This is a genomic window from Nostoc sp. LEGE 12454, assembly GCF_056620565.1.
Genome location: NZ_JBWQXL010000006.1, coordinates 34,007 through 57,943, shown reverse-complemented (window position 1 = coordinate 57,943; position 23,937 = coordinate 34,007). Strand labels below are relative to the sequence as shown.

At 41.9% G+C, this 23,937-nt stretch carries 23 protein-coding genes; 17 read left to right on the top strand and 6 right to left on the bottom strand.

Translation table 11 applies throughout. From position 1 onward, the window contains the following. Positions 1-121 precede the first annotated feature (121 nt). The 10 genes from AC1F2U_RS08385 to AC1F2U_RS08340 all read left to right on the top strand — a co-directional run bounded on the left by AC1F2U_RS08385 (position 122) and on the right by AC1F2U_RS08340 (position 9,363). A complete protein-coding gene (locus AC1F2U_RS08385; RefSeq protein WP_335178865.1) occupies positions 122-2,260 on the top strand; it encodes a pentapeptide repeat-containing protein in 2,139 nt (712 codons plus the stop codon). A gap of 168 nt (positions 2,261-2,428) precedes the next feature. Then, entirely contained in the window at positions 2,429-2,917 is a 489-nt protein-coding gene (locus AC1F2U_RS08380; RefSeq protein ID WP_194044196.1) for a hypothetical protein, read from the top strand. 124 nt (positions 2,918-3,041) lie between these two features. Then, on the top strand, positions 3,042-3,248 hold the full coding sequence (locus tag AC1F2U_RS08375) for a hypothetical protein (protein ID WP_104907762.1): 207 nt from the start codon (positions 3,042-3,044) through the stop codon (positions 3,246-3,248). Positions 3,249-3,456: 208 nt separating this feature from the next. Continuing rightward, positions 3,457-4,713 carry an N-acetyltransferase family protein gene (locus tag AC1F2U_RS08370; protein WP_480260683.1) on the top strand — a complete coding sequence of 419 codons (1,257 nt, stop codon included), beginning with the start codon at positions 3,457-3,459 and terminating at the stop codon, positions 4,711-4,713. 1 nt (position 4,714) lies between these two features. Further along, the gene (ruvX, locus tag AC1F2U_RS08365; protein ID WP_480260682.1) at positions 4,715-5,191 is read left to right on the top strand and encodes a Holliday junction resolvase RuvX; all 477 of its coding nucleotides are present in this window, start codon (positions 4,715-4,717) and stop codon (positions 5,189-5,191) included. A 147-nt stretch (positions 5,192-5,338) separates the two neighbouring features. Further along, positions 5,339-5,911, top strand: a complete 573-nt coding sequence (locus tag AC1F2U_RS08360; protein WP_480260681.1) for a DUF3727 domain-containing protein — start codon at positions 5,339-5,341, stop codon at positions 5,909-5,911. A 226-nt stretch (positions 5,912-6,137) separates the two neighbouring features. Next, entirely contained in the window at positions 6,138-6,749 is a 612-nt protein-coding gene (locus AC1F2U_RS08355) for a hypothetical protein (RefSeq protein ID WP_480260680.1), read from the top strand. A gap of 68 nt (positions 6,750-6,817) precedes the next feature. Further along, positions 6,818-7,357 (top strand): YqeG family HAD IIIA-type phosphatase, encoded by a 540-nt coding sequence (locus AC1F2U_RS08350; RefSeq protein ID WP_480260679.1) that lies wholly within the window; start codon positions 6,818-6,820, stop codon positions 7,355-7,357. A 257-nt stretch (positions 7,358-7,614) separates the two neighbouring features. Further along, positions 7,615-8,724: a glutamate 5-kinase gene (proB, locus tag AC1F2U_RS08345; RefSeq protein WP_480260678.1), complete on the top strand. Its 1,110-nt coding sequence runs from the start codon at positions 7,615-7,617 to the stop codon at positions 8,722-8,724. Between the two features lie 51 nt (positions 8,725-8,775). Then, the gene (locus AC1F2U_RS08340) at positions 8,776-9,363 is read left to right on the top strand and encodes a Uma2 family endonuclease (protein WP_480260677.1); all 588 of its coding nucleotides are present in this window, start codon (positions 8,776-8,778) and stop codon (positions 9,361-9,363) included. Positions 9,364-9,440: 77 nt separating this feature from the next. On the opposite strand, the gene AC1F2U_RS08335 is transcribed toward AC1F2U_RS08340, so the two are convergent. The 3 genes from AC1F2U_RS08335 to AC1F2U_RS08325 form a co-directional block, all read right to left on the bottom strand. Further along, positions 9,441-10,082, bottom strand: a complete 642-nt coding sequence (locus AC1F2U_RS08335) for an HAD family hydrolase (protein ID WP_480260676.1) — start codon at positions 10,080-10,082, stop codon at positions 9,441-9,443. A 59-nt stretch (positions 10,083-10,141) separates the two neighbouring features. Next, entirely contained in the window at positions 10,142-11,725 is a 1,584-nt protein-coding gene (locus AC1F2U_RS08330) for a right-handed parallel beta-helix repeat-containing protein (RefSeq protein ID WP_480260675.1), read from the bottom strand. Between the two features lie 356 nt (positions 11,726-12,081). After that, entirely contained in the window at positions 12,082-13,056 is a 975-nt protein-coding gene (locus tag AC1F2U_RS08325; RefSeq protein ID WP_480260674.1) for an ROK family protein, read from the bottom strand. 109 nt (positions 13,057-13,165) lie between these two features. Between AC1F2U_RS08325 and AC1F2U_RS08320 the strand changes: the two genes are divergently transcribed. Continuing rightward, on the top strand, positions 13,166-13,387 hold the full coding sequence (locus AC1F2U_RS08320) for a hypothetical protein (protein WP_194045201.1): 222 nt from the start codon (positions 13,166-13,168) through the stop codon (positions 13,385-13,387). A gap of 4 nt (positions 13,388-13,391) precedes the next feature. On the opposite strand, the gene AC1F2U_RS08315 is transcribed toward AC1F2U_RS08320, so the two are convergent. Continuing rightward, positions 13,392-14,144 (bottom strand): Mut7-C RNAse domain-containing protein, encoded by a 753-nt coding sequence (locus AC1F2U_RS08315; RefSeq protein WP_480260673.1) that lies wholly within the window; start codon positions 14,142-14,144, stop codon positions 13,392-13,394. 90 nt (positions 14,145-14,234) lie between these two features. Between AC1F2U_RS08315 and AC1F2U_RS08310 the strand changes: the two genes are divergently transcribed. Together AC1F2U_RS08310 and AC1F2U_RS08305 are read left to right on the top strand one after the other, a co-directional pair. Next, positions 14,235-14,420, top strand: a complete 186-nt coding sequence (locus AC1F2U_RS08310) for a hypothetical protein (RefSeq protein ID WP_480260672.1) — start codon at positions 14,235-14,237, stop codon at positions 14,418-14,420. Between the two features lie 829 nt (positions 14,421-15,249). Beyond that, a complete protein-coding gene (locus AC1F2U_RS08305) occupies positions 15,250-16,233 on the top strand; it encodes a sucrase ferredoxin (RefSeq protein ID WP_480260671.1) in 984 nt (327 codons plus the stop codon). A 168-nt stretch (positions 16,234-16,401) separates the two neighbouring features. On the opposite strand, the gene AC1F2U_RS08300 is transcribed toward AC1F2U_RS08305, so the two are convergent. Then, positions 16,402-17,997 (bottom strand): helix-turn-helix domain-containing protein, encoded by a 1,596-nt coding sequence (locus AC1F2U_RS08300; RefSeq protein ID WP_480260670.1) that lies wholly within the window; start codon positions 17,995-17,997, stop codon positions 16,402-16,404. Positions 17,998-19,071: 1,074 nt separating this feature from the next. Here AC1F2U_RS08300 and fdxB point away from each other — a divergent pair. The 3 genes from fdxB to ctaD all read left to right on the top strand — a co-directional run bounded on the left by fdxB (position 19,072) and on the right by ctaD (position 22,643). Beyond that, on the top strand, positions 19,072-19,365 hold the full coding sequence (fdxB, locus tag AC1F2U_RS08295; RefSeq protein WP_334956926.1) for a ferredoxin III, nif-specific: 294 nt from the start codon (positions 19,072-19,074) through the stop codon (positions 19,363-19,365). A gap of 477 nt (positions 19,366-19,842) precedes the next feature. Further along, a complete protein-coding gene (locus AC1F2U_RS08290; RefSeq protein WP_480260669.1) occupies positions 19,843-20,832 on the top strand; it encodes a cytochrome c oxidase subunit II in 990 nt (329 codons plus the stop codon). Positions 20,833-20,954: 122 nt separating this feature from the next. Continuing rightward, entirely contained in the window at positions 20,955-22,643 is a 1,689-nt protein-coding gene (gene ctaD, locus AC1F2U_RS08285; RefSeq protein WP_480260668.1) for a cytochrome c oxidase subunit I, read from the top strand. Between the two features lie 52 nt (positions 22,644-22,695). On the opposite strand, the gene AC1F2U_RS08280 is transcribed toward ctaD, so the two are convergent. Beyond that, positions 22,696-22,965, bottom strand: coding sequence for a hypothetical protein (locus AC1F2U_RS08280; protein WP_480260667.1), 270 nt, complete (start codon positions 22,963-22,965; stop codon positions 22,696-22,698). Between the two features lie 329 nt (positions 22,966-23,294). Between AC1F2U_RS08280 and AC1F2U_RS08275 the strand changes: the two genes are divergently transcribed. Beyond that, positions 23,295-23,894: a cytochrome c oxidase subunit 3 gene (locus AC1F2U_RS08275; protein WP_334838857.1), complete on the top strand. Its 600-nt coding sequence runs from the start codon at positions 23,295-23,297 to the stop codon at positions 23,892-23,894. The last annotated feature ends 43 nt before the right edge of the window (positions 23,895-23,937 follow it).

The following is a 23,937-nucleotide window of genomic DNA, read 5'->3' as shown; positions in this document are numbered from 1 at the left end:
CTGAATTCTGCTGCATAACTCCTAAATCCTATTTCAATATGCTTTTCTTTTTGCTGACGAGCTTAGTCTATTTTAATTGTGCCGATCGCGGCGTAGAAATAATATCAAAGGAATTTATACGATGACGTCACCAATTGTCAGAAGAACTAGTAATCAATCTGGTCAGTCAAAAAAATCGGAAAGAGCCAATTCGCTGCTGCTAGGAAGTAGGCGTTTTGCTGCTTGGGCGGCTGAAATCACACTAGTGGTGACTAGTGGGTTGATTCCCTTTGGCATTGGTGTCTATGCCAATTCTAGAAGCGATCTGAACCGAGTGCCGCTTAACCCTGTGCTGGTAGTCACAGAAAGAGCGATCGCCAGACCTTTAGCTCTACCTGTGAGCTATGGCATCCGTAACGTTGCATGGCCGACTAATATTTTGTGGACAATCGCCTTGTTAGCGCCTGTAACTCTCTCTTGGTGGCAATTGTATTTATTAGCTAAGACTGGTAGCACAATTGGGAAACGTTGGTTAAATGTGCGGGTTGTCAACGAGCAAGGGAAGCCGCCCGGACTGGGGGCAGTTGTAATTAGAGAAGGCGTTGGGCGTTGGACTGTACCCATTTCCATCGCCTATTTGCTGTGGCGCTACAGCTTTGCTTTTCCTAATTTAGGATTATTCACATTTTTGTCTTTATTAATGATTGTGGGTGAAGGGATTGGCTTACCGTCACGTCGGGGGCGTCGCGCACTCCACGATCGACTCGCAGGTACTTATACAATCGATGCAATCTTAGCTAGCAACAGACAAGCTCAGTCTGCTGACGGTAACGATCGAGCAGAAGAAGAACGGGAAGATGAAGAATTTGCGGCAGTCGAAACCAGCCAGTCAGCTAATTTGTGGCGGCGAATACAGCAAAATCCCAATCTGACTTTGTTTGGGGTAGGACTGACGAGTATGACTGCTGTGCTGGCAACTTTAATCGGCACTCAAGTTTATATCCAAATTCAACAATCCCAGCGAGCAACCAAGCAAATCAACAGCCAACAATTCCTCGAACTCGTCAAACAATTGACTCCCAACTCTGGGGCGACTAATGAGCAACGTCAAAGTGCAATTCTGGCTATGGGTGGTCTTAACGACCCACAATCAATTAAATTTCTGGCGGATTTATTAGTTAGCGAAACTGACCCCAGCCTTCTGGATACAATTCAACAAGCTTTGACAACTGTTGGGCCCCAAGCCATCCCGGAACTCAAAAATAAGAATCAGTTTTTGGTCAGCGAACTGGAATCTGTGGGTAGCACTGCAACCAAAGAGCGGGAATTACGCCAAGGGCGGCTACAAAGAAACCAGCGGACAATTAACAAGATTCTCTCTGTTTACAGCGGTAAAATCGAGGGTGTTGACCTTAGTAGAACCCAATTAGGTCAAAGCGGTACTTCAGGAAGTTCTTACTTCAACTTAGTACTGGACAATCTTGATTTATCAGGAGTTAAGTTTAAATCTGCAAATCTTAACCAAGCCAGCTTTAAGGGTACCCGCTTCCGGGGCGTGGGTGAAGATGGACGCTGGGATACCTACGACGATGTAATGGCTGATTTAAGCCAAGCTCAGTTGCAGCAAGCCAATCTCACTGATGCTAACCTCAGTCGCGTCTTGATGAACCGGATCGATTTGAGTCGCGCCACTCTTAACAGAGCCAACTTATCCAATGCGCGTCTGTATGATGCTAAACTCAACAGCACCCAACTAGTAGGAGCCGATCTGCGAAACGCAGTTTTGGAAAAAGCCAGCTTGACTGGGGCAGATTTAGGCGATGCCAAATTGAACGAAGCCAATCTGTATGCAGCGCGTTTAGGTCGCGCCACTGCGATCGGCACGCAATTATCTTTTGCCAACTTAACTAACACTGATTGGCAAGGGGCAGATTTATCAGGAGCCTATTTGGATCGTGCTAATCTCAGCAATGCTAACTTTAGCGCTACTCGTTTAACTGGTGCTGTTTTACGTTCTGCCCAAATGGAAAACGTTAACTTGCAAAATGCTGACCTGAGCCTTGCAGATTTACGAGGGGCAAATGTTGCTGGAGCAGATTTTAAAGGAGCAATTCTCGCTCCAAGCAAACAAGATCCAGCAGATCAATTTGTCCAAACTCCAGATTTAGGCTCAGTATCTGCCGTAGTCCAAGGGGTTGATTTTTCTCAAGCCAAAAATTTAGATGCCAAGCAATTAGCATACATTTGTACTCAAGGAGGCATTCATCCCCGTTGCCCGTAGAATGAGAGAGTGAACAGGGGCAGGGAGCAGGGAGCAGGGGAGGATGAAGAGACAAGGGGAAAAGGAGAATAACCAATGCCCAATACTTCGACTTCGCTCAGTACAAGTGCCCAATGCCCAATGACTAATGACTAATGACTAATGACAAATTGGTGTGAGGAGTTGGTTATGAAGTATATTCCATCTTTGGTTTCAGTTTTGGGGGCTGGCCTGGTCTTGAGTCTGGTTAGTACGAAACCAGCACAAGCTCAAGTAGCTTATGGCAGTTATATTGGTATCGGCCCCACTGTTGGTTTTACCGATGGTATCCAATTTGGGGGAGTAATCGCGGGGCGCTACAAGCTTCTGGAAGCACCAATTTCACTCCGCACTCAAGTGTTAATTGGTAATAATACGGCTGTTGTACCAACGGTTTCTTACGATTTCCCCCTCAACTGGCAAGCTGATGCCTACCTGGGCGCTGGATTAGTGTTGGCTGGTGGTGGTTCTTCTCCTGTGGGCGACAAAATTAGTTTTGCTTTACAACCGGGCATTGATTATATGATCCCAAATAGCAATACTGTCCTTTTTGGCAATGCCATTATTGCTTTTGATGCCTACCGAGATAGCAGTGGTACAGCTATCTCCGTACAAGGAGGCGTTGGTTTAAGATTTTAAGGGACACGCTATCCCTAAGAAGCGTTAAACTTCATTGCAAATTAAGAAGTTAGTCCAAACAACGTGATAGTTTTTGGTCATGAAGAGAGACAGCACAGGATTAACACAGGAGAACACAGTGGCAATGGAATCAAATTTATTAACGGATGCGGGCGCAGATGAAATGAATCAAGATTTCAGTGAATATGTTGCCAACCTGCAACTTCACATGACTCTGCAAGCTCGTAATCTTGTTCCAACCCTGAAGCAAACACTGGTAGATAGTCGCCACCAATTACTCCATCAAACCCAAGCCCACTTTGAAAAGCTAGTTTCTCGGCAAGGGTTATAAAATATATACAAATTTTAATCAAAATTCAAATAAAATAAGGGCAGATGTTGTTGGGTCAATGCCAATGGTGTTCTCACAAGGTCTGCTTTTTCTGCTTTTTAAGTATTAAGTTACTAAAATCACCCTTTTGGCACAATAGTAGAGAGCAGAAACTAGTTAAGATTATTGCAGCAGTTCCTTCCTTTGAAGAGCAGTTAGTTAAGGCTAAATGGCGGCTCGAATAAAAATGACTTCATTACTTCCCAGAAACCTCAGCGTTATTATCCGACCAGTCCAATATCGGGATCTGGACGGAATTGAGCGCATAACTCAAGAGTCATTCGCAGCCCTTACTCCGAAGGGAGCAGGTTTTGCCATCAGCCAGATGCAAAGGCTGCGTCGTTGGTATGGATTACTCAAATTTTTAAGTTGGTTTCCTAATCCACTACAGTATCGCCTTTGTGCTTTTGTTGCAGAGCAAGGGCGGATACTTTTAGGAATGATTCAAGTGTCACCCTTTAACCGCACACGTAGCACTTGGCGGATCGATCGAGTGTTGCTAGAGCGTGGTGTCGATAAACAAGGAATTGGTTCGCAACTTTTGCGTCATTGCTTTGAATCGATTCTGGAAGCTCGAACTTGGTTACTGGAAGTTAATATTAATGACATAGAGGCGCTGGCATTATATCGACAAAATGGATTCCAGCGTCTAGCAGAAATGACATACTGGGAAATTGGGCCAGAATTACTGGCTGAATTGGCACAAGCAGAGCCAGACTTGCCCAACCTGTTGCCTATAAGTAATGCTGATGCCCAGTTGCTATATCAACTAGATACGGCATCAATGCCACCTTTGGTGCGTCAGGTTTTCGACCGCAATACCCGCGACTTTAAAACCAGCTTGTTCGGCGCTTTAACTGATGCAGTGAAGCAATGGCTGACCAAAACAGAAGTAGTCAGTGGTTACGTATTTGAACCGCAACGCAAAGCTGCGATCGGCTATTTTCAGGTGCAACTCGATCGCAAGGGTGAAGTTCCCCATGCTGCAACGCTGACAGTTCATCCTGCTTACACCTGGCTTTATCCAGAATTACTATCTCAACTGGCTCGTATTGCCCAAGATTTTCCCCAGCAAGGGTTACAACTAGCCTCCTCAGACTATCAGGCAGAGCGAGAAGAATATTTGGAGCGAATTGGGGCAAAACGCATAGAACATACATTAGTGATGTCTCGCTCTGTGTGGCACAAGCTACGAGAGTCGAAATTCGTCTCCTTAGAAGGAATCCAATGGACTGATATGCTGCAAGGTTTACAACCAACTCGTAAACCTATACCAGGTGGGATGTCATGGATACAACCAGGAAAGTTGCCATCATCAGATAAACCTCTGCCAAGCAAGCCAGAACCGATTAACTTTTCGGTAAAAAACCCTAGCATAGAAACACCGCCGATTACTGAATCAGCAGATGGACAGCAGGAGAATTAATGTGATATCCCAAGAGCAACCAAAACCGTTTATTTCAGCCTTGGGGCTAGATTTTGGTCGCAAGCGGATTGGTGTGGCTGGGTGCGATCGCACGGGTTTAATTGCCACGGGTATCACTACAATTGAGCGTACATCTTTTGACCAAGATGTCGAGCAAATCCGACAAATAGTTAATGAACGTGAGGTGCAAGTTCTAGTTATGGGCTTACCTTATTCAATGGATGGCTCGCTAGGATTTCAGGCTCGTCAAGTTCAAAAATTTACTAAAAGACTTGCTAAAGCACTAAACTTGCCTGTGGAATATATGGATGAGCGGTTAACTTCATTTCAAGCAGAGCAACTGCTGATAGCTGAAAACCGCTCCCCATCACGCCATAAAGGTTTAATTGATCGCAAGGCAGCGGCTTTAATTTTGCAACAATGGCTGGATATTAAGCGTGCCAACTACCGCAGTTCAGTTGCGGCTATTGAGTATTGATACCTTTTAACATGATATTCTGAAAACGATTAGCCAGCAGTTGTAACTACGTATAAAGCTATTTGCTTGACATAATAATATGTCATTAACTTATAGTTAAGCGATTTTCAAATTTGCTGGTATTTATTAAATTTCTACATTTCGGCTATGTTTTCCTCTCCATTTCCTGAAGAAAATGATAACGCTCATGAGGGTTCCATCACTTTAACCGATGACAAAGGGCGATCGCTCGACTGTTATATAGAGCATCGCCTTGAGGTTGATGAGCAAGAATACGTTTTGCTTCTTCCTGTAGACTCACCTGTAGAAATTTTTTCTTGGGAAGGTGACGGTGAGGAAGAAGAAGCGGTTCTGGTAGAAGATGACGCCATTATTGAGCAAATTTTTGCTAATGCCCAAGCTGTACTATCTGAACAGAACCTGATATTGAAGAACACAGCTTATGCTCTGACTGTTGCAGGTGATTTACCGCCAGTTGAAGAATCAGAACTCTTCACCTTAGAAATCGAAGACGAAGGGGAAGATTTAGAGCCAGAACAATTACAGCTACTCGCTAGCTTCTATGATGAAGATCAGGAGTATGCAATTTATACACCCCTAGATCCACTGTTGTTTTTTGCACGGATAACAAAAACAGGTGAGCCAGAATTACTTTCTCCAGAGGAGTTTCGTAAAGTGCAACCTCTGTTAGAAGAACATCTTTTTAATGAAGTGGAATAAGATTAAAAATTCAAAATGTAACATTTTCATTTTGAATTTTTAATTGGGAATTTTCATTGTAATCAAAATCTACCTAAACCTTTTATCATGTCCCATTAAACGTGGAAGCTATAAAACCTTGACACTAAATTGGGACAATTAGTATTGTTTAAGATTCTGGACAAGCATTTTGGTCGTGATTTTCAATTCCATTATCTAAATCTAAAATTGGTATGAGGTGCTGAAAATGGCTTATAGCGATTTTACATTAAGTAAATTTAAAAAGTCATTCAGCATCCGCATTGATGAAGAAACTGATTTATGTGCTGACATACAACCTCTACAGGCAAGTGAGAAACTCAAAAATTCTTTAGAAGAAACTACAGAACTGGCTTTAGCAATTAATACTGAAAAAGCTCGTTCAGAAATGATTGTCACTCCGATATTGTTGGAGATAAGACGCAGAGCGAGTTATCCAATTAGCTTATTTTCGGGAACAGATTTTAATGTAGATGCAGAAAAAGGTCTGAATGGATACTGTGAATTTATCATCAGTCGTTCTAAAGAACAGCTAACAATTAATGTGCCAGTGGTGGTTATTATTGAAGCCAAAAATGAAAATATTAAAGGTGGATTAGGTCAATGTGCAGCCGCAATGTTGGCAGCCCAATTGTTTAATCAACAAGAAGGAAATGAAATTAGAAAAATTTATGGTGCGGTAACAACAGGGGATATTTGGAAGTTTTTGAAGTTAGAAGAAAACGATATATTTATTGATTTGAGTAATTATTACATCAAAGAAATAGATAAGATTTTAGGGATTTTATCTCAAAATGTTCAGGGAGACATTCCAGGATAGAGTTCGACTAACTAAACTATATTAGGTTATGCTCATTTGTCTTTGCTATCTACATTTGACTGTTGACTATGGTCTGGAACAATCTTTTACAGCCTGACTTGATTTTAGAGGGTTCAGTGTTGAACCTAACACCAGATATTATCCAAAAATACGGGCTTAAAGGGCTGGTATTGGATGTAGATGAAACTTTAGTACCTTTTACAGTTGGAATAGCTTCCCCAGAACTACGAGAGTGGGTAGAGCAAATCCGTACCTGTACTGCACTGTGCTTGGTGAGTAACAACCTGAGTGAAGCGCGAATTGGTGGAATTGCGCGATCGCTCAACTTACCTTACTACTTAGGTGCAGCCAAGCCTTCCCGACGCAAAATTAGAGCGGCACTGAGGGGAATGGATTTACCAGTGCATCAAGTGGGGATGGTAGGCGATCGCTTGTTTACCGATGTTTTAGCTGGTAATCGTTTGGGAATGTTTACCATTTTAGTCGAACCGATTGTTCATGCTGACGAGGCTCTGCGCTCTCATCCCGTCCGCAACTTTGAAGTTTGGATATCTGAAATTCTGGGAGCCTCTATTACCCCTAAGAAAACCAAGATTCACAAAAGTTGAGAAATCGTCAGGAAAGTAAATCTAAAGAAATGATTAAGGAATCTTACTGGAACAAAAAAATCGGGGATCATAAGTATTAATAACAAGGGGTCAGCCAAAAAAGACCCTAACTCATACTAAGTAAATATACTTCCGTAAAGCGTCAACCTTCACTATAGAGGGATTGGCGCTTTACAAATTGAGTTAGGAGTTAGAAGTTATGAGTTATGAATTAAATTTAACTCCTAACTCCTCACTCCTAACTCCTCACTTTTTAGATGCCACTAACAATTGTTGTCAAAATCGGTACTTCCAGCCTAACTCAACCAGAAACGGGACAATTAGCACTTTCTACCATTGCTACCTTAGCGGAAACACTCTGCAATTTAAGACGCCAAGGACATCGGGTGATTTTGGTTTCTTCTGGCGCTGTAGGCGTGGGTTGCGCGCGGTTGGGTTTAACTGAACGTCCTAAAGCGATCGCACTCAAACAGGCTGTAGCAGCAGTTGGACAAGGCAGGTTAATTCGGATATATGATGATTTATTTACTACTCTGCAACAAGCGATCGCTCAAGTATTATTAACACGCAGTGACTTGGTACAGCGCAGCCGCTATCTTAACGCCTACAACACTTTTAAGGAACTACTGGGATTGGGAGTGATCCCCATAGTTAATGAAAATGATACCGTAGCAATAGACGAACTAAAATTTGGTGATAATGATACCCTTTCAGCATTGGTTGCCAGCCTAGTAGAAGCAGATTGGCTATTTTTGCTTACCGATGTCGATCGGTTGTACTCAGCAGATCCGCGTTCCGTGCCAGATGCGCGGCCGATCGCTTTAGTTAGTAGCATTAAAGAATTAACAGAATTACAAATACAAACAAGTTCCCTAGGTTCCCAGTGGGGTACTGGCGGCATGGCGACAAAAATTTCGGCTGCCAGGATTGCCATTACGGCGGGAGTACGTACCGTAATTACCCAAGGGCGATTTCCCCGGAATATCGAAAAAATTATCCAAGGTGAATTGATAGGGACGCATTTTGAACCGCAACCCGAACCAACTTCGGCGCGTAAACGTTGGATAGCTTACGGACTTGTACCTGCGGGGAAATTGTATTTAGATGAAGGTGCGATCGCGGCAATTTCTCTAGCAGGAAAATCCTTATTAGCAGCTGGAATTAAGCTAGTAGAAGGAGAGTTTGACACACAGGATGCCGTGCAATTGTGTGACACCAACGGTAATGAAATTGCCAGAGGACTTGTCAATTACAACAGCAATGAACTGCAAAAGATTTGTGGGCGTCATTCGCGGGAAATTTCCACAATTTTAGGTTATGCCGGTGCAGAAACCGTGATTCATCGGGATAATTTGGTTTTGACTTAAAATGGAAATGAGATAAATATTGTGACTATTAACTGAGAGAGTACAAATATTATGACTCAAACGTTAAAAAATGCTGTTAACTTACCAGAAGAACAACGCTTCTTTCGACATGGGTTAAGTTGGAAAAAGTTTAAAGCGATTCAAGCTAGCTTTGAAAATGTACCAGGGGTGCGGTTGTTTTATTGTGAGGGAATTTTAGAAATTGTGAGTATTGGTAAGCCGCATGAGGCGATTAAGTGTTTAATTGGTTTGCTCTTGGGACAGTATTTTGTGGAACAGGGTATTGAATTTTTTCCCAGTGGGAGTTTTCGCCAGGTTATTCCTGAGATAGTAGAATATCAAGCTGACTTATCTTATTGCTTTGGAACGGACAAACCTATACCAGACCTCTGTATTGAAGTAGTCATTACTAGCGGTAGTCCCATAAAGTCACAGAAGTACAAATTAATGGGAGTCCCGGAAGTTTGGTTTTGGGAAGATGGCACAATTGAAGTCTACTGCTTACGAGAACAAGAATATGAGAAAGTTGTTAAAAGTGAGCTATTAGCAGAATTAGATTTATCCCTGCTCAATCGTTGTGTTTTGTTATCGTCTCCCTTGAAAGCGATTAAAGAGTTTCGTCAAGGCATTCAACAGTAATAGCAGGTTTAAATGAAAGAAATACTTTAATATCTTCTCAGAGTATTAATTTTTATATCAGACTCATAATTATAAGTTTAATGGTGCGACAACAAAGAAGGCAGTTGGTACATAGAGTAAAAGACACGCGCTCCAAATCCCTCAAGTAGATTAGCCTCACTTTGCTCGGTGTAACCTAAAACTCTCATCCCAGCGGCAACACCTGCACGCACACCCAAAACACTATCTTCTACAACAGTGCAAGATGCAGCTGGAAATCCCATATTTTTAGCTGCATATAAGAATAAGTCAGGTGCTGGCTTCCAACTTCCAATTTGATATGAGCTAAAGATACGTCCTTCAAATCGAGGTAGTAGGTTAGTTACACGCAAAGCTAACTTAATTTTTTCCGGTGGGCCACTAGAAGCAACGCAAATAGGTAAGTTAATCTTGTCTAAAGCTGCTTCTATTCCTTCTACAGGACGTAGTTCACGCTCGAATGCTTCAGCAGTACGGGTACGAAGCTGAGTTACAAAATCTTGCGGCATCTTTTTCCCAAGTCTTTGCTCAATGACAGCAACACAATCAGCCATTTTGCAACCCTTAAATAACAAAATGGCTTCTTCAAGTTTCATTGCAAGTCCAAACTCAGCGACAAATTCCACAAGAACGCGATTGCCTAATCCTTCGCTGTCTACTAACACCCCATCACAGTCAAAAATAACCAATTCTGTTTGCACTTATACACTCCACCCTCACTCATTTACAAATTTGGGATTGTTATAGAAGCGAACGTTCCTTACCACTCCCATCGAGCGATGTCAGGTGCCGAACCGGAGTAAGGAAGTCCGACATCAGTTCCTCTATCTACCACAAGACTGCGTGGCGAAGCTGGCTTATAGTAGGAGTTCCAACGATCGCCCGTGCCTGTAAATCTTGGATCTCCCTGGATGTTTGTCGCATTAACCGCGAATTGGATTTGCCAAGTTGGCTTTGCTGGGTTTGTATTTCTGCGGAGATTATTAGTGAAAGCAATGTTCTTACCTCCTTGCACATCGTCTCCTTGAGAGTTCAAGAACACATTATTTTTGATCGATATCTTGTCTGCGGAGTTTATCTGTAGGCTATTCCCTAAGTTATCGAACACGTTGTTGTGAATCTTGATGTTGGAAGCTGAATCGGGAATGAAGACGGCAGCACTGTTCCCGAAACCAAATTGAACTTTACGAGCGACATTTGCGAAAATATTATTGTGGATATTGATGTCGTGATTTTCTATACTTCCGCCCCATGCTTTCCCTCCCCAAATCGCAATACCGAAGCCCTTATCCTGAAAGTAAGAGTTGGATATCTCGACTCCGCTCAAGGCAACTTCGATTGACTCCTTAACACTGTGTCCGTCAATATCTTTTATTCGTAAGTTTCGTATCTTGAGATTGCTTGGGTGTGTAGCTGTCGGCTGGTATTCATTCATGATTGAATGATTGACCATCGATAACCATGTATTACAGGTAACATTGTAGATTTCGTTTCCATAACTCAAATTCCAAAGTTCAATGGAAGCATCCTCGCTCCACTGGGAATCTACTTCTGGAACCTGGATGTCGCAATCGTGAATCTTCACGTTACGGATATGACCTACATGCATGAACTTTATGCCGTATCCTTTATTTTCTCGGATAGTAATGTTGTAGATGTCAGCGCCATCTAGCCCTCCAAGTCTCAAGTTCCCGGTAGATGCTCCCGATACTCCATCCGCCGCGGAGTTGATAAATGTGCAATCATGTATCGTTGTGTTTTTCATCCACTTTTCCTCTGGAAGCGGGACGTACCACCACATGTTGCCACGGGTAAAAACTGCACCACTGTGCTGGAAGTTTTTGAACGTGACATTATGCGTAGTCACATTGTTACGATTTTCTACCCAGATGTCGGCTTTGATGGTTTTGCCGTTTCCATCTATGGTGAAGCCGCCTAACGTCTGATTGCCGTCTGTCGCTTCAATCATCTCCGAAGGAGACCCATACCGAGGGTTCGAGCCGGAGTAGCTAGGCGAGACAAGCTGAATAATGCTTCCATGATGCCAAAGACTCCAGTCACTGCTGCCAGTATTTACTCCTGGAGCAGGAATAGCACCGTTGCTAGTGATAGTCACGCTTGATTCACCTGCTCCCTCGATATTTACTCCCTGTGGAAGTACCGTCGCTTCCGTTTCCCTGTAGACGCCTGGGTTCAAATAAATCGTGTAGTTTTGATTCGGTTGAACTTGTTTTGCTGCATAGGCCAATGTCTTCAATGGCTTGCCTAGCGATCCATCGCCTTCGGTATTGCTTCCCGTGGGAGATACGTAGACGTACAAGCTCCTGGTAGATTCGGCAGCCACAATTTTCTGCGTAGTTCCTAACTGGGTTGTGACTACAGCTACTAAAACAATAGTAGCTAAAGCTGCGTAGGAAAGAAGGGAGCGTAGAGTCTTTATCATTACTCAAAGGAGGGGAGGGAGCTGAGAAATGAGAATAGAATGTTTTCTACCGTAAGAAATACTACGGCGGCGAAATCTTTCTCGTCTCTGGAAGCAGGAAAAAATGCTACTTGGAAATTTTTGTCTAGTACCTATCGATAGATAAGCTGTAAAAAACTTACCATTCCATCTTTAACCTGAGTATTAAGATTTATTCGCCTAAATTTACATCCTCTACCCAGTTCTGTTTGCACTTATGCATTCCACACGTCACTCATTTACAAATTCGGGATTGTCATAGAAGCGATCGCCACACCCCCCCACAAAGGCGCATCATCCCCCAACGTTGCCGGCACAATTTCAAAATCAACCTCCGGTAAAGCCGTCTCCCGCGCCACCTGACGCACCACCCGCCAAAAATCCTCCCCCGCCTTCGTCACACCACCTCCCAACACAAAGCGCTGCGGATTCATCAAGTTCGCCACATTGCCAATACCCACACCCAGCGCCCAAGCAGCCTTGTGCAATACTTCCTTCGCCAAATCATCTCCAGTCGCCGCCGCTTCACTTACCAACTGCCCCGTCAGCAACGTTAAATTATTCCCCACCAAACCCCTCAACACCTCTCCTCCTTGGCGTACTTGGCGACTTGGCGGTTCGTTCTCCAAAATTTCCCTAACATTTTGCGCCATATAAGGCCCCGAAGCCAAACGTTCCACACATCCCCGCTTCCCACACAAACAAAGTGGCCCAGCAGGATCTACAACGATATGTCCAATTTCACCAGCCATCCCACCAGCACCCCGCCAAGGCTGTCCGTTGAGTATCCAACCACCACCCACGCCAGTGCTGACAGTAATATAAAACAGGCTATCGTATCCTTGACCAGCACCAAAACGGTGTTCAGCCAAAGCAGCAATATTGGCATCATTATCTACACCAACAGGAATACCAAACTCCTCCTCCAACAACGCTTTGAGAGGAATATTTTCCCATCCAGCCACATGATGAGATAGTCGCACCGTTCCCGTGAAAGCATCAACCGGGCCGCCAAAGCTGACACCGATCGCAGCAGGTTTTGCGTCTTCTAGCAGCGAGTAAATGAGCGATCGCATTATTTCCAAGTCAGTACTAGCATCTGCATTCGCTGGCGAGAGACGACGTTCATAACGCAACCACTTTCTCGAACCGATATTAACTGTTGCTGCCGCCAGCTTTGTTCCGCCAAAATCGAGAGCTAAAATTAATGTCATTCACTCACCTTTTATTACACCATCACACATGTAGTTTCTTTCTGAAGAAAGATGTTTGCACTAAAGATACATTTAACACTAGAAAAACTACACTATTATTTAGCAACTCATGACTACTGAGCAACCCGATCCACTTATCGATTTCTCTCATGCTAAAGAACCTCCTCGCTCTCTTGATGTTGATAAAGCTCAAGAGGCAGATCCCATTGAACCAGAAGAAGTTAGCGGACAGAGTAAGCAAAATCCCACTCCTGACGATTTGAATCGTGAAGATGAAGATCCCAGAATCGGGGGTAGTCAAATAATCAGTGGGAATATTTCAGCTGGGTAAATAGTTACTCATTTCTTTGTGAGTTGAGTACTCCATCAATAAACTGTTGCAATCGTTCATAATGTGAACCTTTCCAATAAATGCGATCGCAGTCTTGGCAACGCTGGAATTCATCAATCTGCGATCGCACCTTTTCTGGCACTTGTTCAATAATGGATTGCTTATCTACAGATTCTAATAATCCATTGCAACGCAAACACCGTTTAAATGGTGAGATTAATTCAAACAAGTCGAAGCGTTGCAGTACTTCTAAAATTTGTTGTTCAGGGTTAGTGTTTCTAACGTAATACCCATGCGTTACCAAACTACGCATCAATAGACCTTTATCACGAGTCAAGAGAATCCGCGCTTGAGTATAGGATATTTGGGCTAATTTTTCGTCCTCGTAGTCATTGCGGTATAAAGTATCAAAACCTAAAAGTCGTAAAGATGTCGCCAGCTTCCCCAAATGAATATCTAAAACGAAGCGGATAATACTGAGAGGTTTTGGCAGAACAGAAACGCTTGGTATAATAAAATTCCTAGCTGAAATTGGATAAACATTGATAGTGTCTCCATCGGAAACTATGTAAGAAAAATTTACATATTCACCATTAACATTTATAGAATCCACCTCTGGATGAGGGACACCCAAGGACTCAATCATGTCCTTAATTGAGGCTTTCTCCTCAAACACATGAGATATTCTCACCTGTTTGTGATGGCGTGGTAAAAAATGATTCAATTCTGCGTGAAAGTAGAAATATGCGATCGCCATAGCTAGTAGATATTTGAACTAGTAAGTGCGCCTTTACTAGCAACAATTTGTCACAATTGCAAAACTTTATCTATTATATTCAAACTCTGAATGCTTGTTGTAGTAGGCTATTTTTACTATGAAATGCCTGTTCACCTTGATTTAAGCAATGTCCAAGAAGCAACAAACTGTAAAGAAGTCATAAAGAATCTTAAAAACTTGCATTTCTTATTGACTTCAGTTACAGTCAAAGCAGATGCCTATCATCAAACCCTGACACAAGCTTCGGGAAGTTAGATTAGGTAAAATGCTAAATAGCAAATTTGTTAATGTTAATGTCAGTGACACTGCTAATAATTAGTCACTACTTTTAATTATTAACTTATCGCAAATGGAGTATGGGAAAGTAAAGCATTTACCCCTAATTTGACTTTTTTTATTTTCTCAAACTATTGAGAATTATTTGCAATATAAATAATTCGATAGATAAATTGAAAGCAAATAGTGTGGAAGAAGTCTTAAAACAGTATTGGCTTACTAAAGTTAGGACTGTTTGTTAAATATTTCCGCATCTAGCTTTAGGAATATATTTTTCAGATGATCGGCACAAAATTATATCTTTATATGTAAAAACAGGATATGTAACTAGCTATGTAAATAATTTCAGCAAAACTTTAAACAACTAGGTTGCTGCTAGAAACATTTTTGATTGTACTATCAGCTACATCAATATTGTAAGCAAGTTAATCGTCGGTAACTCTCCAAGTCGCTTTGTGTCTATGTACTAGGTTTAATATATTTGATTTTGCTAAAGAGACCAAATTCAGAAAAACTGAGTTTCCGCTAATAAAAATTTATTAAATACCAAATAACAATAAAACTAGATACAAAATTAACGCCACTCATACGGAAAAATATCTCTTGACACTGTTTATCTTTATTGTGGAGAATTTATTAACCGGGAAGACCTCAATCGATAATGATGTTATAAAGTGGCTACCTAGTTTTAACTGGGAAATAAATATTGTTCTTTTTTATCTCCTTGAACCAAGGATATTGTAGTTAAGAACACAATTGTATTTTGTAATACCTTTTGTCCATAAAATATGCTAATGAGTACAGCGAGATGAATACTTTTTTTTGTTCTGATGATTCGCGGCAAGTAGGAGAAGATGTTATTGGTAGTGCCACCAATTATCAAACTTATATTTTAGTTGAATGTCCTTTACCTTGGACATCAGAAGCCTTTAACTCCAAGTGGGTGCCTCAGAATTTGAGGATTTTGGTAGAAGAAGTGAAGCGTGCGAAACTGCCGATTAGATTTCTCCTAATTGCTAATAATTTATCACACAAGGTAAATCACACTACGCTTTTGATTTATCAAAAAAAAGAGGGACTAAGTAATGGATACCATAAGCAGGAGTTTCAGCTAGCAAATATTGAGCAAGTAGCAGGGGTTGTCCAAAAATGGATACGGGGTATCGATTCTAATTTGGAAGTAGAAACTAGTACAACTAGAGATATTTTAGTTTGTACTCACGGCAGCCATGATAAGTGTTGTGCGAGATATGGCGCTCCTTTTTACTTCCAAATAACAGCGAATAATGCTGATTTGTGCTTAGATAATGTGCGAATTTGGAAATCATCGCACTTTGGTGGACATCGGTTTGCACCAACAGTTATAGACTTGCCAGAAGGAAGATACTATGGTCGTCTCGATCGAGATTCATTTAGATCGATTTTGACTCGTACTGGTGATATTCAATGTTTACATCAAGTCTATCGAGGCTGGGGAATTCTGCCTGCTGCACTTCAGGTTTTGGAAAGAGAGTTAATCCTCTGTAAAGGATGGGATTGGTTTAATTACAAAGTTGCAGGCAAAATTTTAGAGCAAAGTTTAGACAATAGTACTATTTTAGCTGAACTTAGTTTTGAACAACCTTGTGGTTCTCTCTATACTTACCAGGCTAAACTTGTGAAAGATGAAACGAAGACTCAACAACTGAAGAGTTCATGCAATGCTACACGAGAGTTGGTAGTTACTAAATATGCTGTCGGTAGTTTTTGGATTACCTCTAGTAAGGTAATGAGTTATAGTACACAGAAGTAGAGAGAGAGTTTTTAAACGCAGAGGGACGCCAAGGGAAGCGCAGAGTAACGCAGAGTATTGCTAAGTTTAGTTCGCTACGAATTAATTAAATACTGTATTTAGGATAACGGTATAGAGATTCGTAATAAAATCTCTGCATCTCTCTGTGTTTAAATTCCAAATATTGAATCAAGATGAAGCCATATTTAAGACTTTTCGTAATAGTACTTGGTCTTCTAATTTGACTTTTAAACGACCATTCTCGATATCTCGAATCCAGCTTTGGCTTTTACCTGTAAGTTTCGCCAATTCTCTTTGGGAAAGATTTAAATTTTTTCGCGCCTGCAAAATCTGTTCGCCTAGCAAATCGTTTGTAGTTTTGGGCTTCTTTTTGGCTTTAGCAGTTCTTGTTTTCTTTTTTTCCGATTCTGAGATTTGCTGTTCCCATTCTGGCGGGAGTTCAAAAGCCAAAATCCGCGCATTCATTAGCAGATTCCATTTACCACGGGGCCCTGTGTCTGTGAGGCGAGTTTCAGCACCACCGTCATTAGTCCAAAACTCTAATGCTTCATCTGGATCTTCGGGAAGATCGATTAATTTCGCCCACAAAGGTTGAATTTCTGGTGGGTAAGTAACTGGATCGAAAAGTGGTTTCATTCCATAGTGATTGAGAATTTCTAAATCGCTTTCAAAGGTTCGCAGCAGACGTTTGCGTTCTTCCCGTTGTCTGGATGCAAGGGCGACTTTTTCTTCACCGTAAGCAATACGCAGCAAGGTAGGAATGGTAATGCGTTGTTCTTTGCCCATCTTGGTTTTAAACAGCAACCACAGCATTAGTCGAACTGCGCCTTCATGTTGCTGCCAAATGCTCATGACTGTGGTTAGCAGTGTTTTGGGAAGACTGCCGTATTGATAGAATGCGGTTCGCTCTTTACATGCTTGTTTGTTTAAGAAATATTGCGCCCATAAGCCTGCTTTGACTTTAAAAGTTAGCCCAATCAGATATTTGCATCCGAGATTGTCTTCTTGAAAGTGGTGCTGAATATCTACTAAGTGCCATAAGCGGCTGCCGACAAGAGAGAATCCGTTAATTCGGCCTTGTTGGGGCCAGTCAATGGAGATAATCAGGGAGCAAGCTTGCTGAACGATATTTTTCATTAAAGCTAGCTTGGCAGCTTTGCTTAAGTCTTTGCGTTTCTCCATCCCCAAATATTTCTCGATTTGGCGCTCATCGATCGCAAATTCTTGCTCCCAAGGTTGATCTAAGGCTGTAGCGTAAGCTGCAAAAATCAGATGTATGCAAGCGGCTCTGATGTCAAGCCCCTCAATTGCTGCTATATCTGTGGCCTTGTCGTTCACTTTGAAGGGATCTTGGATGTGAAAAGCGATCGCACCTCGTCCTTGATTGACTTGTCGGCTGTAACTGATGTACCCTTCTTCATCGGTTTCCCAATGTAGGGATGTGCGCTGCGCTAATACATTACAAGCTTCCCAAATTGCGATCGCTGAAGCAAATGGATTATTCTTGCCATTAGAAAATAAGTCTAAGCTGCTAGCATCTCTTGGTTCAACTTTGCATCTTCCCTTTTTCGCCTGCCAAGGAATCGGAGAATTAGTTGGACAAGCTATTACACATTGCGGTTCTGAATAATAGCCCTCACAATTATTACAAAGACCAGGATCGACCCAGTATTCATTGTCCTCTATTCTGATTGCACCCGTAGGACATTGGGGGCGGCAGTTGTCACATCCAACGCAACTGTTGTTAGGAATTGTATAAGGCATTTGGCTCTTTTCCCACTCTAATCGTTGAGATGTCTGGTTCAGGTCTCCCCCTGGATGAGTCCTGTTTATTCATGACTCGCTACCACACGATATTTCTAGTGAGAATAATCTTTTCTCACCACATTCACTTCCCACATCCACTTGTTAAATTCGTATCCAACTACAAGCTATTTAAAGCTTAAAAAATAGCCTAATAAAACTTCTTATTAACTATACATTTCACGATCAAAATGATTAATTTGTTCGGATTGAGCTTAGAAAAAAATCTTAACATTTATTTAAGCTAGTACTTAATGAACATTTGAGCTTTGACGATAAAACCTTACATAAAATATTTTTCGTAAATCTTCGAGCCTCCTATACTTGAGCTTCCTCTGATTTGTTAATAATTTTAATATTTAAGGCACGATCGTATTCTGCCATAAACTTTACAGTTCCTTTATAAATTAATTATGTGTATTCAGATGAAATAAAAATATTCCTTTTGTCATCATTTATCTAAATATTTAAATCAAACTAAATTGAAAATTGTTGCTTTCTAAAATACATATTGCATATATCAAAATGTCAATAGCGAACATTTATTTTGGTATACATATATACTGTTTATGTAAATTTGTTTGCCCAAGTCTATAAATATTTGAAAAAAAATATCATTACTCTTATAGATATAGTTGCATTTGCTGTAAATAATAGTTAAATCGGCAGGTATAAACTACATATACATGAGGCTTTACTCACCTGTATAGGTTTCAAATCCTCAACTTTTTACTTCTTCTCTATATGGAAATTGGCGATCGTGGGCTGCTGCCTCTAGTCAGACATTGAGTCAGAGGGTCAATGAATGCATTTCCATGTAGAGCATGTAAATGAAGAATACTAAATATTCATAAGAATTATTTGCAATAAATTTTATCTAGAAATTGACATAAAAAACAATTCAGCATTGTGTTCAAAGTCATCGAAAATTGATGTGGTAAAAGTAAATTTTGAATACAAAACAATAAAAGATTAGGATAATATGATGATTAATGCACCAACAGATTGACAGGCAAAATTGCTGAGGATTTATTCATGGCACAACTAACAGGTTTGACATTTGGCGGTAAGGCTTGGACACCAAAATTTGCTCAGGAAATCGACAAGGACAAATGTATCGGCTGTGGCAGATGCGTTAAAGTATGCGGATACAATGTGCTTGGTTTGAAGGCACTCAATGAAGAAGGCGAATTTGTAGAAGATGAAGATGATGAAGAAATTGAACGGAAAGTAATGGCAGTTACTTCTCCAGATAACTGTATTGGTTGTGAAGCATGTTCGCGGATTTGCCCCAAGAATTGCTACACCCACGTTGCATTAAACAACTAAGGTTTTTGAAGTTAGTCAAAATTGTTGTTCGTCGAAGGAGGCACTGTTTGAATAAAGCGCGAATGCGCTAGGCAAGGTAACTTGAGGGGAATACTCAATACTTACTGGAACTAATAAAAAGTTCACGGTAAACAAATCCGTAAATCGCAAAATGTCAGTTATTAACAAATTTAAACTTGCTGCTAATATAGCCTAATCAATATTAGGTCTAACAGTGCCCTCTTGGAACAACTAGCTTTTCTGGGAGCAGGGGGCTACCTTTTTCATAGGAGTTGAAATATAATTTGTAAGTTTATGGGGGAAAGATATGGAAAAAATCTGGAAGTTTCCCCCATTTTTTATGGCTGCACGTTAGAAAGTTAATAAGTGAAAAGGGAATGGGGAATGGGGAATGGGGAATAGATAATAATGCCCAGTGCCTAAATACCTAATACCAGAAAATCGTACCTTTAAAGACTGTTTACACAGGTAGCATGTATGCAACAAGTTCCTGTTTCACTATGGACTCTGGTTGCTGGGATAGTAGTTACAGCAATCAGTATTTGGATTGGTCAGAATCACACTTTGATGCCGGTGCAAGCATCGTTACAAGCGCCTTTGGTAGACGGTTTTTTCAACGTTATGTTTACCATTGCGATCGCACTCTTTTTAGTGGTAGAAGGAACAATTGTACTTTTTTTGATTCAGTTTCGTCGCCGTCGCGGTGATGATAGCGATGGCGTCCGAGTAGAAGGCAACGTTCCCTTAGAAATCTTTTGGACAGCAATCCCAACAGTGATTGTCCTCTGCTTGGGCATCTACAGCGTAGATGTTTTTAACCGAATGGGCGGCTTTGAGCCTGCGGGTCATCCTCATTCAGCAGCTCATGTTGCTCATAAGTCGGGAACTGCTCTTGCTGCTACACTCAGCGACACCTCTGAAGCAACAACTGCCCCAGCAATAGCCCCAACAATCGGTATTGGCGCGTCTCCTCAAACCCTAGACAAACCAGCCGATTTAGTTGTTGATGTCAAAGGGATACAATACGCTTGGTTATTTAATTACCCTGATAGTGGCATCACCTCTGGGGAATTGCATATACCCGTTGGTGCTGATGTGCAACTCAACCTTTCAGCACAAGATGTAATTCATTCATTCTGGGTACCAAACTTCCGCTTGAAACAAGATGCACTTCCCGGTATTCCAACTGAACTACGATTTGTTGCCACCAAACCAGGTACATATCCCGTAGTTTGTGCTGAGTTGTGCGGTGGTTATCACGGTTCAATGCGGACACAGGTAATTGTCCACACACCAGAAGAATATGATAGCTGGCGGACAGAAAACCAGATTGCTCAACAACAAAACCTAAATCAAGTCGTTGCAGTTAATCCAGCCGACTTATCAACATCAGAGTTTCTCGCGCCCCACACCCATGAGATGGGAATTAGTGCAGCAACTTTAGAGTCAGTAGTCATGAGTCATTAGTCACTTGTACTGAGCGTAGTCGAAGTATTGGTCATTGGTCATTAGTAACTGACAAATGACAACGGACAAAAGACAGCAGACAAAAGACAAATGACAAAGGACAAAGGACAAAGGACAAAAATATGACACAGGTAGAATTTCCACGGAATACTCCACCAGAAGAAAAAAAACCGGAAATGGTGGCTGGCCACACCTCTCATCCGAAGGCGTGGAAATGGCAGGACTATTTTACATTTAATGTCGATCACAAAGTTATTGGTATCCAATACCTGGTGACGGCGTTTGTGTTTTATCTCATCGGCGGACTGATGGCTGTTGCTCTGCGTGTCGAATTAGCAACACCAGATGCAGACGTACTCGACCCCAATCTGTATAACGCTTTCATGACCAATCACGGGACGATTATGATCTTCCTGTGGATTGTTCCTAGCGCTATTGGCGGATTTGGTAACTATTTAGTGCCGTTGATGGTCGGTGCTAGGGATATGGCTTTCCCGAAGCTGAACGCGATCGCCTTTTGGTTAAATCCACCAGCAGGTGCGCTCATTTTAGGTAGTTTCATTTTTGGCGGTTCCCAATCGGGTTGGACAGCTTATCCACCTTTGAGCTTGGTGACAGCACCAATCGCTCAAACTATGTGGATACTTGCGATCGTTTTGGTGGGAACTTCTTCAATTTTGGGTTCGCTCAACTTTGTAATCACCATTTTGATGATGAAGGTTCCTAGCATGAAATGGGATCAAGTGCCCCTATTTTGCTGGGCAATCTTGGCAACCTCCCTGCTGGCGCTTCTCTCCACACCTGTATTAGCAGCCGGTTTAGTTCTGCTGTTGTTCGACCTCAACTTTGGTACTTCCTTCTTCAAACCAGATGCAGGCGGTAACGTTGTAATTTATCAACACTTATTCTGGTTTTATTCTCACCCGGCAGTATATTTAATGATTCTGCCCATCTTCGGCATCATGTCGGAGGTAATTCCAGTTCACTCCCGCAAGCCAATTTTTGGTTATAAAGCGATCGCTTATTCTAGTGTAGCCATCTGCGTTGTCGGTTTGTTCGTCTGGGTACACCACATGTTCACCAGTGGCACACCCGGTTGGATGCGGATGTTCTTCACTATCTCCACTCTTATAGTTGCAGTTCCCACTGGCGTGAAGATTTTTGCCTGGGTTGCTACCCTTTGGGGTGGTAAAATCCGGTTCACAGGTGCGATGCTTTTCGCCATTGGCTTGTTGTCCATGTTTGTCATGGGCGGCTTAAGTGGTGTGACGATGGGAACAGCCCCCTTTGATGTTCACGTCCACGACACATATTATGTAGTTGGACATTTCCATTACGTTCTGTTTGGCGGTTCCGTGTTTGGCATCTACGCCGGCATTTATCACTGGTTCCCCAAAATGACCGGACGAATGCTGAATGAAAGCTTGGCACGCATTCACTTTGCCCTTACTTTCATCGGTACTAATCTGACCTTTTTACCCATGCACGAGTTGGGTTTAAAAGGAATGCCGCGACGAGTGGCAATGTATGACCCCCAATTTATCGACCTCAATCAAATTTGTACCTTTGGTTCATTTGTTTTGGCGATATCGGTAATTCCTTTCACCATCAACATGATCTACAGTTGGCTGAAAGGGCCTTTGGCTGGTGATAATCCTTGGCAAGCTTTGACTTTAGAATGGACAACTAGTTCACCACCTGCAATTGAAAACTGGGAAGTGTTGCCGGTTGTGACTCATGGCCCTTATGACTACGGTCATGATAACACTCTGGAAATACAGCCATCTGCAACGCCGGAAGCTAATGCTTAGGTAGTAGAGTGAGTAATGCGATCGCACTTAAAGTCACTGAAACTTCTAGTCATTAGATTTGAAAACTCGAAACTCCAAGCTTGGAACCTGAAACTTCAAGCTTGGAACACAAACGCCCGAATTCAATAAACGAACGCCCGAATTCAGAAAACGGACGCCCGAATTCAATAAACGAACGCCCGAATTCAATAAACGAACGCCCGAATTCAATAAACGAACGCCCGAATTCAATAAACGAACGCCCGAATTCAATAAACGAACGCCCGAATTCAATAAACGGACGCCCGAATTCAATAAACGGACGCCCGAATTCAGAACACAAAACTCGGAATTTTCAAAATTCCTGAACAAGTCAAGAGTTTGGCTAAACAAGGATTTTGGATGAATGGCACGCTTGATAACGGCAAACCTAATATCTATTAGGCTTTTGGTGTCGGGTGTAGTGAGGAAGAAATTTATTTGTGTCCACACTCATATTTACTTCTCTTGATTTTTCCTACACCCTACACCCTACACCCTGCCCAGACGGGCTTTCAGCTTTTCTTAGTGCCATTCGATTTTGGATAAAGAATGGAAATTTTGCCGCCTCAGAGTTCATTCTTCATTCAAGCTTCCACAACAGACAGAGTAGATCGTATTGTCAAAAAATCTATGACTATAGCTACAACCACAAGCGAAGATCGCAGTGCAGGACACGAAGAACATCCAGATTTAAGAGTTTGGGGATTGTTAACGTTCCTCGCTTCTGAATCCCTGATGTTTGGAGGATTTTTTGCCACCTATTTGTTTTTTCGAGGTACTACAGCAGTTTGGCCTCCAGAAGGAAGCGAAGTAGAACTACTTGTACCGACAATTAACACCATTATCCTGGTGTCTAGTAGTTTCGTCATTCACTTTGGTGATACGGCGATTAAAAAGAATAACCTCAAGGGAATGCAACTGTGGTACGCAATTACTGCAATCATGGGGGCAATTTTCTTGGGTGGTCAGGTTTATGAGTATTCAACATTAGGATACGGACTGACTACCAACGTCTTCGCCAACTGCTTTTATATCATGACAGGGTTCCACGGTTTGCACGTTTTTGTAGGACTGTTATTGATATTACGTGCATTGTGGCGATCGCGTCTTCCCGGTGAATATTCTGCAACCAATCATACTTTCATCGAAATGACAGAAATTTACTGGCACTTCGTAGACATTATTTGGATTGTATTATTCACTTTGGTGTACATTCTCACTTTGTTTTAACAAAAGTTAGGAGTGAGGAGCCAGAAGTCAAGAGTTAAGAATT

Excerpts from the sequence above, each read along its gene's own strand:
- AC1F2U_RS08385 (WP_335178865.1), top strand. The coding sequence starts at position 122 with ATGACGTCACCAATTGTCAGAAGAACTAGTAATCAATCTGGTCAGTCA.
- AC1F2U_RS08380 (WP_194044196.1), top strand. The coding sequence starts at position 2,429 with ATGAAGTATATTCCATCTTTGGTTTCAGTTTTGGGGGCTGGCCTGGTC.
- AC1F2U_RS08375 (WP_104907762.1), top strand. The coding sequence starts at position 3,042 with ATGGAATCAAATTTATTAACGGATGCGGGCGCAGATGAAATGAATCAA.
- AC1F2U_RS08370 (WP_480260683.1), top strand. The coding sequence starts at position 3,457 with ATGGCGGCTCGAATAAAAATGACTTCATTACTTCCCAGAAACCTCAGC.
- AC1F2U_RS08360 (WP_480260681.1), top strand. The coding sequence starts at position 5,339 with ATGTTTTCCTCTCCATTTCCTGAAGAAAATGATAACGCTCATGAGGGT.
- AC1F2U_RS08355 (WP_480260680.1), top strand. The coding sequence starts at position 6,138 with ATGGCTTATAGCGATTTTACATTAAGTAAATTTAAAAAGTCATTCAGC.
- AC1F2U_RS08350 (WP_480260679.1), top strand. The coding sequence starts at position 6,818 with ATGGTCTGGAACAATCTTTTACAGCCTGACTTGATTTTAGAGGGTTCA.
- proB (WP_480260678.1), top strand. The coding sequence starts at position 7,615 with ATGCCACTAACAATTGTTGTCAAAATCGGTACTTCCAGCCTAACTCAA.
- AC1F2U_RS08340 (WP_480260677.1), top strand. The coding sequence starts at position 8,776 with ATGACTCAAACGTTAAAAAATGCTGTTAACTTACCAGAAGAACAACGC.
- AC1F2U_RS08325 (WP_480260674.1), bottom strand. The coding sequence starts at position 13,056 with ATGACATTAATTTTAGCTCTCGATTTTGGCGGAACAAAGCTGGCGGCA.
- AC1F2U_RS08320 (WP_194045201.1), top strand. The coding sequence starts at position 13,166 with ATGACTACTGAGCAACCCGATCCACTTATCGATTTCTCTCATGCTAAA.
- AC1F2U_RS08315 (WP_480260673.1), bottom strand. The coding sequence starts at position 14,144 with ATGGCGATCGCATATTTCTACTTTCACGCAGAATTGAATCATTTTTTA.
- AC1F2U_RS08310 (WP_480260672.1), top strand. The coding sequence starts at position 14,235 with ATGCTTGTTGTAGTAGGCTATTTTTACTATGAAATGCCTGTTCACCTT.
- AC1F2U_RS08305 (WP_480260671.1), top strand. The coding sequence starts at position 15,250 with ATGAATACTTTTTTTTGTTCTGATGATTCGCGGCAAGTAGGAGAAGAT.
- AC1F2U_RS08300 (WP_480260670.1), bottom strand. The coding sequence starts at position 17,997 with ATGCCTTATACAATTCCTAACAACAGTTGCGTTGGATGTGACAACTGC.
- fdxB (WP_334956926.1), top strand. The coding sequence starts at position 19,072 with ATGGCACAACTAACAGGTTTGACATTTGGCGGTAAGGCTTGGACACCA.
- AC1F2U_RS08290 (WP_480260669.1), top strand. The coding sequence starts at position 19,843 with ATGCAACAAGTTCCTGTTTCACTATGGACTCTGGTTGCTGGGATAGTA.
- ctaD (WP_480260668.1), top strand. The coding sequence starts at position 20,955 with ATGACACAGGTAGAATTTCCACGGAATACTCCACCAGAAGAAAAAAAA.
- AC1F2U_RS08275 (WP_334838857.1), top strand. The coding sequence starts at position 23,295 with ATGACTATAGCTACAACCACAAGCGAAGATCGCAGTGCAGGACACGAA.